Consider the following 12096-nt stretch of genomic DNA (forward strand, 5'->3'; position numbering starts at 1 on the left):
TTCAGTCAAAGTGCAAGCCGGAAAATGTATGAGTGGTGGTATTGGCAGGAAGAACAACTAAAGAACATTTAATAGATGTTCCATTAGATTCAAAAATAGCAGCTGTATAACTTGTTTCAGCGGCAGCATCTGTCCAATGAATTCGTGGAGATCCCGTGTTGGTAAAGAACCAATCGACTACAACATCGCTTCCCCCAGAAACCCCCAAGAGATTGAACAACAGAGGACTGTCATTATCCTGCACAACGAGTAGATGCTGTTTCTTAGCGCTATCAATCGAGGCCGTTCCACTTACGACTAAGGATAACACGAGTCTCAAATCCTCTAAATCTTCAGTTAATGCGTCGTCATTCAAGACAATCTGATAGGGCTTCGACACTTCTCCCGGTCCGAAACTAAGATTGTCTCCTGGCAAAAGTGTAAAATCAGTGTTCTCAAGAAGAAGTCCAGATTTGATGATCTTTACTTGGATTATTTCGCTGGATGGTTGAGAAAGATTGACGACAAGATTAATCACTCCATCCGATTCCATAACAGAAGTTGCGCTACTGGAAAAACTCAAAACTGGAACACTGGTAAATTCGTTGATCTTAAGATTCACTGATGCCGAGGCCGAAACAATGGTTTCATCCACGGGAGAAACGATCAGAACAAAGTTTTCAGGACCCTCATACACGCCATCATTGATTGATTGCAGAGGTATTTCAATATTCTCCATCTCCGGTGTCACTGTGACACTTCCGTGATCAGCTACAAAGTCTGAAGCTCCTCCTTCAATCTGCCAATTGAGCTCCACGTTTTCAGTTGGTTTCTTATTAAAGACAAAAATAGCCTTACCAATACTTCCCTCGTTAATTAAAACCAGCGTAGAGGTCGAAGCCATGACCACGGGTACCTTCACAGTTGGCTGAGAACCAGCGTCTCCATCATCTCCAACGTAGCCGGAGACGCGATTATCCAGAGCATCGCATCCAACAACAAACCAAATAAAAATCAGAGGAAAGCATATGAGTGAAAGAGCATGTCCAAACAAACGAGAAATAGAGTTCAATTTCAATTTCAATTTCAATTTGAAGTGTTTTTCCTTGAGGATCATGGGAAACTCACTTTTCTGGCGCTCATATCATTGACGAAAGATCCGTTGCCCAACTGACCATACTGGTTTCTCCCCCAGCAGTAAGTCTGCCCATATGTCCCGACAGCACAACCGTGCTCCCAGCCTCCCGAGAGACCCAAGGTCAGTTGATAATCAAAAACGAGAGACAAGTCGAGAAAGCTTGGCCGAATACGGTTGAGATCCTGACCATCGCCAAGACGGCCATAAACACCATTTCCCCAGCAGTAGGGATTTCCCTTAAGATCTGTTGCGCAGGAATGAACTTCACCCAACTCAAGATCTTTAAACCCAAGAAACCCAGAAATAAATGATGTATCAATTGATACTGGCGTCAACCGATCAAACTGAGTTCCGTTCCCAAGTTGCCCCTGAACACCATTGCCCCAGCAATAGCCTCCCCCGTTGGAAAGTACACCGCATGAATGTTCACCACCAACGGCGACGGCCGAGAAATAGGTGTTTAGTGGCAATGATGAATCGTTCACCGGGTAAGGAAGTAACTTGTTGCTAAGCAGGCCATAGCCGAGGCGACCATTGGCTCCATAGCCCCAACAATACACTTTATTTTCTTGCGACAAACCACAGGTATGATGTTTTCCAGCCGATAAATCGCGAAACCCTTTAAAATCGACAATACTTGAAGTGTCGACAAGCTGAGGTCTCGTCTTAGAAACAATATCCCCATAACCTAATTGTCCAAAAATTCCATAGCCCCAACAATAGGCGCGACCGTCTCCAAGTAATCCGCAAGTGTGTCGAAGACCCGAGGAAATCTTCTTGAATCCAGGAAAGTTTATGATGCCAGAAACATCCACAGCCACTGGGGTGCCCTGGTTGGCAACGCCACCAAAGCCCAATTCACCATCCGTTCCAATCCCCCAACAATAGGCTGAGCCAAGTGTTGTAATTCCGCATGTGTGCCCCCCATTGGCAGAGATTTGAATCATACCGGAATTGGCCGGCAAACTACTTTCATTAATTAATTTGGGAAGAGGATCTGTAAAAACTCCTCCGCCTAATTGTCCGTTTTCTCCTCGACCCCAGCAATATACATGACCTTTGCTACTGAGCGCACAAGTATGGTCCGTCCCAGCGCTAACTTGAGTAAACGACTGAGAACTGAGTAAGCCATCGACAGCAACACTCACCGGATATTCGATCGGGGTTGTACCATTGTTACCCAATCGTCCCTCACTCCCTTGATGACCCCAACAGAAAGCCTTCCCGTCATATCTGAGGCCGCAGGTATGCTCCTTGCCTGCTGCAATTTTCGTCAATCCCATAAGTTGGAGACCAGGACCGTACATGACTTGCACCGGAAGGGCCTCGTTTGACAAAGATCCTGTGCCTAAACGACCACTGCTAAACTTTCCCCAACAAAACGACCGACCGTCCGTTGCAATCGCGCAAGTATGCTCCTGACCTGCGCTCAATTGAATCCATCGAACGTTGCCAGACAATGACGATGTATTTACTTCGACAGGCAGAGTCTGATCAGATACAATTCCGTTTCCAAGCTGTCCGCTGTCGCCCCGACCCCAGCAGTAGGCTTTGCCATCTACCGATAATCCACAGCTATGATAGCCACCCGCACTTACCGATATAAACCCGGAAAAACCAGTCAAGCCAGAGGTGTTCACATATTGTGCGGGTCTCAATTGATCGGTAACATTTCCTATCCCTATTTGCCCGTAGTTATTCCGTCCCCAACAGAACACCTGATTGTCGGCCGCAAGAGCGCAAGTGTGAGTCCTACCAGCGGTCAAATATTTAGAATGGCTATAATTTGAAATTAAGCTGATATCGACCATAACTGGGACTTGATAGTTATTTAAACTATTGTTCTCATTATTACCCAAAAGACCATTTCCAGCATTTCCCCAACAGAATAATTTATTATCATGATTAATCAAACAAACATGACTCTCCCCCGATGTGATGTCTCGGATATTCTGATATGGGACTCCCCCCAAGTGCGAATTCCAATACGTAGTGTTGCTCGTATTTGGAGAGACTGGAACATTCGAATCCGAGTAAGCATTAACAGCATCTCCACGACCATGATCATGCTCCTCAGCACGTCCCCAGCAAAAGCTATGGCGACTAAAGCTCAAAGCGCAGGAAAAGTAATCACTCAGCGAAAGGCGCTCGAAGCCTTTGTGATTTCCTCCTTCGAGACCAGCTGTGCTAACAAGAGACGGCACTCGAGAATCGATGGGATTTGCCAAATTCGTTCCGTTGCCAAGTTGACCTTCCGAATTGCTTCCCCAACAATAAGTCTTGTTGCTATTGCTTATTGCACAACTATGACTTCCTCCTACAAATATATCGCGAAAGTAAAATTCAACCACGTTATAGATAACTTGATTATCCAAGCTTGTTGATGCTTGATTCTTGTTTCCGGCCACATCGGTTATCCCTTCGGAGATAATTTTTGGAATAACTGTTCCACCCTGATTGATTGAAAAAGCTTCCAAAATAAAATCTTGATTATCAATCGAAGTGATCCTCCAGATGACCTCGGTAGCCGTACCGAGCTGTTGCAAATCCAGAACGGTAAAAGTATTCGGATCAACGACTTCGGAAAAGTGCACATCAAAAAAAATGGGTGTCGATAAAGTCGGATCTGCCTGCGATGCCGACTGATTTACCGTTACCGATGGACCAAGATTGTCATGGATGATGGAGTCGCTTATACAAGCCGACAAGTTTCCTATTTGATCACGAAATTGAATGTAAACAGAGTTAACAGAGTTTTCTGACTGCAGTGTCCAGCTCTTTGTGCTTTGATAGGATTCCCAATTTCCGCCAATGAGGCATCCAGGTGCATTGGTTACATACATATATTGTGCGTCTGAAGAGGAAATGTCCAAAGTCGCGTTGATATTCTGGGTATGAGTGGAGCCGGCTTCAATAGCTAAAAAAGGAGACGAGGGCGGAGTCGTGTCTTTCGTCCAAGAATAGCGGCTGGCCGAAGAAAACAACTGCCAATTGGAACCATTGTATCCCACGACACAAAGCCTATACGTTGTATCTGGATATCCGGAAAAAGAATCTGTGATATGGCTACTGGTTGGACTCGAAACAGAGTAACCAATTGCGCTTGCACAATCAGTGCTTGCCTGTGGTCCAAATTTATACCTGTAATCAGTGATTCCTCCCCCACCGACCGTAACATCAAGAGTGGTGTCGTTGCTCAATAGACTCGGCAAACCGGTGAGAGATGCCACAACACCATCCCCAGCTCCCTCCAGATCCACAGGGATCACAACTGTCTGCTGTCCATCAAAATATTCAATATTGAATTGCTCCGAGTAGGAACCTCCAGAAGTCGGTGCCATTTCCAGCTGTATCGCACACGAAGAGCCACCTGCCAAAATGGTTCCGCAAGTACCTCCTGTTCCAGGAAAAACTGAACCTGCAAATCCGTATGGCACATCTAGGCCATTGAGAATCATTTGACTCGCATCTATCTCTCCTTGATTTGAAATCTCAAACAGATAGGATCCCGTGCCACCAACTACCACCGTAGGCAACTGCAGCGGCAGCGGCGCCAGCACCACGAGAGAAGCAGGCTGAGTATTGTCAATAAGCTCGATAGTCATCGAAAGAGGCTGCTCAAAGGAAAGGCTATTGATCTTCAGTTCAAGACTCGCTGGAGGATCAATTCTCCGGTTAATAACCGAATTGAGCTCAATGGAAAACTCTTGTTCTCCCGCATTTAACTCTATGCGGCCGGTGGTCCCAGTGAGACGCCCCGCCCCCCCAGCCACCTCCCAAATAACTACGGTTGTGATTTTGACCGATCGACCGAAGGCAAAATCCAATGTCAAAGATTTTCCTTCTTCCAGAGTCGTCTGGCTATTGAAGGACGTAACCGGAATAATGTCGGCAATGAACCCATCACTTGGCGGAGTGGGCTCTGACAGAGTGCAGCCTACCAGCAGTAAGGCGAAACACCCATAAACAGCTATTTTTCCACTTACGTTCTTCATAATATATATCTCACGAGCGTGACATATATAGATCGGGTCTTTCCAGCCAAGCCTTTATGTTTAAGGGCTATTTCCAATTATTTATGAATGAATTCTCGCTTTTATTGAGGATGAATTCTCGAACACGTTCTCAATGCGAATCGTTTTTCTCATTTCCGGGCAAACATTATCGATTATCACAAAAAGCCGTCTCATTTTTTTCATTCGCCCCGCGAGATCCAATAAGAACACGCAGCTATCGCCCGGTTGAATCCGAAATCCAGGACCAGCCTCTGAAGCGCAGAATTCGCGATAATCGAGGTCCCAGAATTGACTGTTTGAGATTAAACATCCAAGGCCACGCAAGAAATTTCAGAATATGAATAATTCTGGACATTACCTGAGCATAGCAATAATTAAGAGAAGCCACTGCCTTGTAAACAGGCGCCCCGAATCCCTGTGGAGATGACTCTAAATCCTGAGTAAAAATCCACTTTGGTGAAAATTTCGTCGCGATAATGTCCGTCCCGCAGTGGCAGTAAGATTTTGTACAGAGAACCGCCTTCGTCGGGAATATCATTTTCGTATTTGAAATATGGCCAATTATTCCACCCACTCGACAACCGGCTCGAAGTACATTCCCCTCTGAATCAATAAAAATTTGCTCAAGTCCTATTTCACACTTCCATCCGATAAAATTGGTTTGCCCCTTCGCAAGCAGAGAATTAGCATCCAATTCAAATATTTTTCTCGGCGGACCAACAACACCCCCGTCCACATTCTCAATCGAGGCATTGTCCTTGAACTTGCGATCCGGTCCTACCGAAAAATAGGATCGTCAAAACGCCCTGCTTGGTCAGCTGAGTACTCTGTCGGAAGAGCATGAAGACCGCTAAAATCCTCAGCAATGGGAGCATATTCAATCGTTGTCAATGAGCCATACCCAAGAGAAAACCTCAAATTTTCTCCAAACGAAATTGACCGATCCCACAGCCGACGTTCAACTGGCATCATCAAACGAACTCTGACATCACAAAAAAAAGAGGAACCGATCACAGTCTCCATAAAACGCTGATCATGGGAAAACTCTGGGTGATAGCTCAAATTTAACCAAGACAGCAGGGGTGCGATCTTCTTGAAATATGAAAGTCCTCTCGAACCGTTGCTCGTGAGGCCCATTGAAATTCCGCGAGCGTGAAGCCAAGCCACAAGATCTGCGAAATGAGGCCAAAGCGTTGGCTCACCTCCACTAAATGAAACCACAATCCGACGATCTTTGTAATGTTCCAAAAATCTTTCGAGGAAGGAAATAGCATGATCATATTCAAGACGCTGGCCCGATCTACCCCAATTATTCTTATGACAGTAGGAACATCGGTAATTGCACTGTCCATTTAACATCCAACACAAGTGGATGTATGGAGATCTGTTCTCTCTCAGGTAGGATCCCATAATTGCATCTACGGGAGGACGTTGAGCTGATTTTACAAATGACACTTAAATTGAAACCCCGAAAAATTATCGCCACTTTAGCATGCAGATGGTGGATCTTACCTGGCCCCCTCCACTCATTCTACTTTTTTCTTTTGGCTAAAACTCCCAGCTCATCCCGCTACCCAAAATCAATTCCAACGCCTTCTCTGATTCTGCATCTATCTCTGCTTGGCCTCTCAAAACCGTCATAAGCTATGAGTATCACTGTTTGTGCAAAGCGCAAATCCTGGATTCGTGACGCCCTCCTTCCCAGCAGCCCAAGACCGTAATCCGCCCAGCAACTGAATTTCCAAGCGCGGGGAAAAATGCAATTCATCAGTTTTGCTCTTCCGATGTCTGTCGGCGCGTAATTCGGATCGGCGATATTTTCTCGCACCATAAGCACAATTGACTCCACCAAAGATTTTCCATTTCGCTATTCAGCGAGTCGATTGATGCCTGTCCCAAATGGATTAACTGAGCAACTAGCACCTTCCAGTTCATTGGTAGATCGGATATACCGTACGTTGGAGAACCGGCCTATCCGACACCTATCACACTCATTTTTGGGCGTCATGGAGGGGTCGAGAGTCAACCAAATTTGATTTGGCGCGGGACCAGAAGGACTCCACAAATGACCACATGGCATCAGTTTTGCTGCGCATTCTCGCAAAGCTGGAAACCAGCCATAATCATGGGAGCAGAAATGCAAGTGATAATTTTGTACACAGTCTTGTTCTTTTTATCAATACCTCTTAAAGCATCCGCTGCTCCAGAAAATTTGGTACTCAGTATTTCGCCTCAACGTTTCTTCACAGCCACAAGTGAGCAATTCCCAATCAATCACATGAGACGACTAGATTGGGGGCTCTGGGATTTTACTGTCGATGCAACAGTAACTTTCCTTATCGAATTCTCGGTTCCTGGGCATAGTGGGAAGTCAGTTGATAATCTGACTATAGAAACTACAATCGCAGCCGCCGAGGGAATTCTAACGACGGCATTTCCTCCGGATTCCACGATCCGCCTAAATTTAAAGGAGGCCATCGAGAGAATCCAACAGAAACGATCAAACATAACCGTCACCGGAATTTCTATTCAATCAATCGAAATTTGGATCACGAATTATCTGGTGCATGTAGCTGCTTATATTCTATATCCCGAAGCCGCCAATTTGATCACCGAACCGGCAAAAGAAATGAAATGGCCTATTGCTTTGAATAATCAATACGGCGAATATTTTCAATTTGAAGTAGAGCTAAAGCCCATCCAATAACCCATGATTCGCCGTGCATAGAGGGTCAAGGTGCCATTTTCCAAAAGTACTTTCTTGGCTAGTGGAAATGTGTTCTGGTGTTCAAATGCAATCCATTTGTTTGTCCTACTTTTTTCTTTGAGCTAAGACCTCCAGCACAGCGATCCAGCTCATCCTTTTAACTCATCCCGCTAGCCAAAATTAATTCCAACGCTTGCTCTGATTCTGCGTCTATCTGTGCTTTGCCTCCCAAAACCGCCATAAGCTATGAGTATCTCTATTTATGCAAGGCACAAAAACTGGCAACGATCTTTACATCATAAAATGACTAATTTAACTCTCTCTATCGAGGAAGCTCTATTGTACAACGAGAAATTGGTTTCTTGACTAGGTCTTTCCTAAGATAGGTTAACTTAAATCGATCACTGCTATCCATTGCTTGAAATAAGGCAGAATCTTCTTCAGGCATGCGCTCCAAAATTTTTGATAGCAATTCTCCTTTTGTCCAAATCACTGCGCGAAGCTCCCTTGCGCCAGTCAATGGCTCTTCATTCAGCCATTTAACTAAGCGATCGTAAACCCAGTCTGGAGCGTTAGAATTGCCTTTAACCAGTCCAAATCCCATGGCCATGATTTTGTCATTTGTCCAAATTTCGTTGTAACTGTCATGAGTCCCTTTGCCAGGGGAACTGATTTTTACTTTGGAGAACAGTTAAAATCACATTTGTCGACTAAAATTTACGTTTTTGATTCCAGCACTCTCGTGTCCATACAAAGGATAAAGAACCAAAAATAGCTTGTTCAGATGAGACGGCTCTGCCTTTTCAATCTCGGATTGGAAAAGTTGCTCCAAAGAAGGAGTGGCATGGCGTTGACTTGAAATTATTCTTAATGCCCTACCCATCCGACGAGTTTCTCCCGAAATTATGTCATTTATGAGATTTTTCTGCCAAGAGACCGGCAAGGTGGGAGCCGAACAAATATATTCCAACAGCCGGCCTTTTGCTGTATACTCCCACAAGGAGGCGATTCGTTCATAAATTTGATCAGTCCATTCCTGTCCCTTTAGAAGCCTCTCTGACAGAATGGGAAGTTCAAATTTTGGAATGTAAAACCCCTCGGGATAAATATCAGAACTACCACCGTCTTGGTATTTAGGCTCCAGCTTCGCCAAAAATTCACTTCTCAACAATAACATCTGAGACCTGGATGGACGATAATCCTTAAGGATTTGATCTAATTCCGTTCGTGCCGTGGATGTGAATTGGCGAACAATATCTTTAAGTACCTCAGTCGGAAGATGCTTTTGGGTTTGCAATATTGTAACTACATATGGATTTAGGACCGCATAGCCAGAGGAATTTTTCATGTTTCGTCTTTTGTAAAGTCTAAGAATTGACTCTTCATCAAGCTTGGGAAAATGTGCTCTCCCAATCTTTTCTGCCGATTTGTTAAATGAATCAGGGTTAATGATATCACTTATGAACGAGGAGATCAGCCTCTGAGTCAGTCTGGAAATAGTCAAATCAAGATCACTTTTAAAATTTGTCTGTAGGTCACTATCCGCAAGCTTTTCCATTTGGGTAAAAAGATCAATTTTTTGAGCCAAGTTAAGAATTGGAAGGTCAGCTAGGTTTTGTCCGAAAATATTGAACTTGGATCTTAGAATCCTTAACAAGTTGAGAAAGTCGGCAGCCGAGCCATCTTTTGGTTTCACCAAATACACTAAGCTACTCAACTCAGACTCAGACTCAGAAAGATTCGAAGTACGTAACACAGCGGCTACAACACTTTTGTCGATGGGCAAATCATGTCCCTCTCGTTTGAAAAAGGATGTGTCATATTCAAGTCCCAGCCGTCCAGAATGAACAAACAAACTCGTTAATAACTCGCGACAGAAATTCGAACAAACAGAGTTTGCCCTTAGCTCTGAGAAAAAAGCAATCTGAGCATCCCTGGGGGCTTTTCTGACTTTAAGATAAATGAGATCTTGTAACGCACGAAGGCCTGAAATCTGAGGAATTGCGTTCATGAGTAACTGGCGTTCATCCGGATTTTGCAGGTCAAAGTCAATTGTCGTCCAATGGAGAGAAGCGATATGTTCCGCTAATGGTCTATTTTTTCTTAGGAGAATTCGGAAACTTTCTGGATGCGAAGCAAACCAAATTTTCCCATTGGATGATTTCCAGAGGTGATCGGTTAGCTTCGAGTATATGGAGACCCCTCTTGCCGAAAGTTGCTTGGCATTATACTCAAGAAAGGCGGAATGCAAATAGGCGTGGGAAGACGAATACGGAAGGTCAATAAAATCAGAAAGCAGGCCCTGCATGAAATGATCGGGTGGAAGGTCTAACATCGAGAAAACCTGACCCCCAATTTGTTCAAAGTACATTTTGATCAGTTGAGTTCTATTGACTAATTCTTTGGCAAAGATTGATACCAAGTGAGCCAAATCGGCCCTATTTTGGAGCGGTCTCAGTATGCTGAATAAAACCCTTAAGACTGATTGCGCCTGAAATTCTGTGAGAGAGGTTTTTGACAATCGAATGGCATTTTCAAGTAAAGAGGTCCGAGTCACTCTTTCAATCTGTAACCGACCAGGATTATGAGGATCTTCAAGAGCCTGGCGGGTCAAAATCACATACCAATCGCCCACAACAGAAAAGTCCACACCTTGGACAGCCCCTGGCGACAAAATTATCTTAACGTCGTAGTCACCGTATCCTAGTGAACCGAACTGCGTGGCAGGATAAAATCCCTGGGGAGCATGCACAGATTTCGTTGCTCGTCCCTTGATGACACTGGCGTTATCCGAAACCCACAAGGCACCAAGGCCGATGCTTTGTGCGGCCTGAATATGAGTTCTGTGATAGAGAGTCAAGGAGCGACCTATCGGGTCTCTCTGCTTTGCCTTTTGTTTTTGTTCCTGTGTTCGATTTGGCAAAGTCTTCAACAAACGCATATCTGCGATCCCCGCTTCGACAAGGAGATCTGTGATGCCAAATTCAGAGAGGAGTTTATGTGTTCGTTCTGAATTTGATGAATACAACTGAAGCTTTTCATGCGCAAGCACTTCTTTCTCTCCAAACTTGCTGGCCTCTGTGACTAGGGAATTTCCAGACTTCAATATTTTCAAAACCTCGGCACGATGGTTGCCAACCAAGAAGGTGAGGAGCTCTCTGATCGCCGATATGGATTTTATAGAAGTGTTCATCCAACCAAATTCAGAGATATAACGAATCCATCTGAATGCTTGGACAAGACTTTTAGATACGCTCAACTTTGACATCACATCCAGATTAATTCTGAATTCAAACTCGCCATTCAAGAATTGCTGAATTCCCCAACGACAAAAATTTGTCTTCCGGCCATTGACGGTCGCGTCTAGCTGAGATGGAAAGACAATTCCTGCCGGAGAGATCACTATATTGGAGGTTGGTTCGAAGGCCTAAGACAAAATAGGATATCTTTTAACCTGTTCATCCATCCAAATTACATCGACGTTTTTATAAAAGAGACTGGGAGGAAATGCTTGATTAACAGATTCACTGATACTCTTCTTATCTGTTGAGGGTTCAAAACCTCCTTTTTGGAGGATAACCAAATCAAGATCAGAGCCTAGACGATGCCAGTCCAAGTAACTGATGCTTTCAGTCTCTCTCAGTTTTCTTAAGTAAACCTCATAGGAACCAGCTTTCATAATTCCAAGAATAACTTCCTGAAGGACCTCTCGACTTGTTCCCCCATAAGTTCCAAAGGTCAAATCAAACGGAAAAAGCCTTTCCTCAAGCGACCTGAACTCATGAATTTTGGATAAAAATAGACCGGCAGCAACTGATAATTGTTTCTCATTGATTTTAAAATCCTTTCCAACTGAAAACTGTGAACCTTGAATTTCTTCCTGGGAACTTCCCTGCCCCTGAAATATGACAAGCGACAGGAGGACCAGCACTCTCATCCCGATTTTTGGCCCACAAGTTAATAAAAAACCATTGTAACTTGTGATTATCTTTTTGAGGACTGCCACTCAAATTCTCCTATTAAATTTGCGAATCACTTTTAATAACGTGCAAATCGCGGGCCAAAATATCCACTGATTTCCTTGCTCCTCTCTCGGTAGAGAGATGATCGCTGAGGTCTCCGAATTGTAGAAGACAACTCGTTTTCGTCAAAACGCAAAGATCAAAATACATCACAAGCCCAGGTACACCTGATTTGCTCACAAGGTCTATAGAACTTTGATGGATCTCTCAATTAGAGGCAATTCTCTATTGACA

9 protein-coding genes are annotated in these 12096 nt (G+C 44.3%); 1 reads left to right on the forward strand and 8 read right to left on the reverse strand.

The window, feature by feature from the left end:
• Position 1: 1 nt before the first annotated feature.
• From IPJ71_03615 to IPJ71_03635, 5 genes are all read right to left on the reverse strand, one after another.
• A complete protein-coding gene (locus tag IPJ71_03615) occupies positions 2 to 1051 on the reverse strand; it encodes a hypothetical protein (protein MBK7842771.1) in 1050 nt (349 codons plus the stop codon).
• Between the two features lie 41 nt (positions 1052 to 1092).
• Positions 1093 to 5112 carry a hypothetical protein gene (locus IPJ71_03620; protein ID MBK7842772.1) on the reverse strand — a complete coding sequence of 1340 codons (4020 nt, stop codon included), beginning with the start codon at positions 5110 to 5112 and terminating at the stop codon, positions 1093 to 1095.
• Positions 5113 to 5347: 235 nt separating this feature from the next.
• The gene (locus IPJ71_03625; GenBank protein ID MBK7842773.1) at positions 5348 to 5869 is read right to left on the reverse strand and encodes a hypothetical protein; all 522 of its coding nucleotides are present in this window, start codon (positions 5867 to 5869) and stop codon (positions 5348 to 5350) included.
• A gap of 41 nt (positions 5870 to 5910) precedes the next feature.
• Positions 5911 to 6588, reverse strand: a complete 678-nt coding sequence (locus tag IPJ71_03630) for a radical SAM protein (GenBank protein ID MBK7842774.1) — start codon at positions 6586 to 6588, stop codon at positions 5911 to 5913.
• A gap of 115 nt (positions 6589 to 6703) precedes the next feature.
• Positions 6704 to 6985, reverse strand: a complete 282-nt coding sequence (locus IPJ71_03635; protein MBK7842775.1) for a hypothetical protein — start codon at positions 6983 to 6985, stop codon at positions 6704 to 6706.
• A gap of 426 nt (positions 6986 to 7411) precedes the next feature.
• Between IPJ71_03635 and IPJ71_03640 the strand changes: the two genes are divergently transcribed.
• The gene (locus IPJ71_03640) at positions 7412 to 7840 is read left to right on the forward strand and encodes a hypothetical protein (GenBank protein ID MBK7842776.1); all 429 of its coding nucleotides are present in this window, start codon (positions 7412 to 7414) and stop codon (positions 7838 to 7840) included.
• A 322-nt stretch (positions 7841 to 8162) separates the two neighbouring features.
• On the opposite strand, the gene IPJ71_03645 is transcribed toward IPJ71_03640, so the two are convergent.
• From IPJ71_03645 to IPJ71_03655, 3 genes are all read right to left on the reverse strand, one after another.
• Positions 8163 to 8444: a hypothetical protein gene (locus IPJ71_03645; protein ID MBK7842777.1), complete on the reverse strand. Its 282-nt coding sequence runs from the start codon at positions 8442 to 8444 to the stop codon at positions 8163 to 8165.
• A gap of 93 nt (positions 8445 to 8537) precedes the next feature.
• Positions 8538 to 11033, reverse strand: a complete 2496-nt coding sequence (locus IPJ71_03650) for a hypothetical protein (protein MBK7842778.1) — start codon at positions 11031 to 11033, stop codon at positions 8538 to 8540.
• A gap of 234 nt (positions 11034 to 11267) precedes the next feature.
• Positions 11268 to 11846 (reverse strand): hypothetical protein, encoded by a 579-nt coding sequence (locus tag IPJ71_03655; protein MBK7842779.1) that lies wholly within the window; start codon positions 11844 to 11846, stop codon positions 11268 to 11270.
• Positions 11847 to 12096: the final 250 nt, after the last annotated feature.

It is taken from the genome of Bdellovibrionales bacterium, from assembly GCA_016714165.1.
GTDB lineage: Bacteria > Bdellovibrionota > Bdellovibrionia > Bdellovibrionales > UBA1609 > JADJVA01.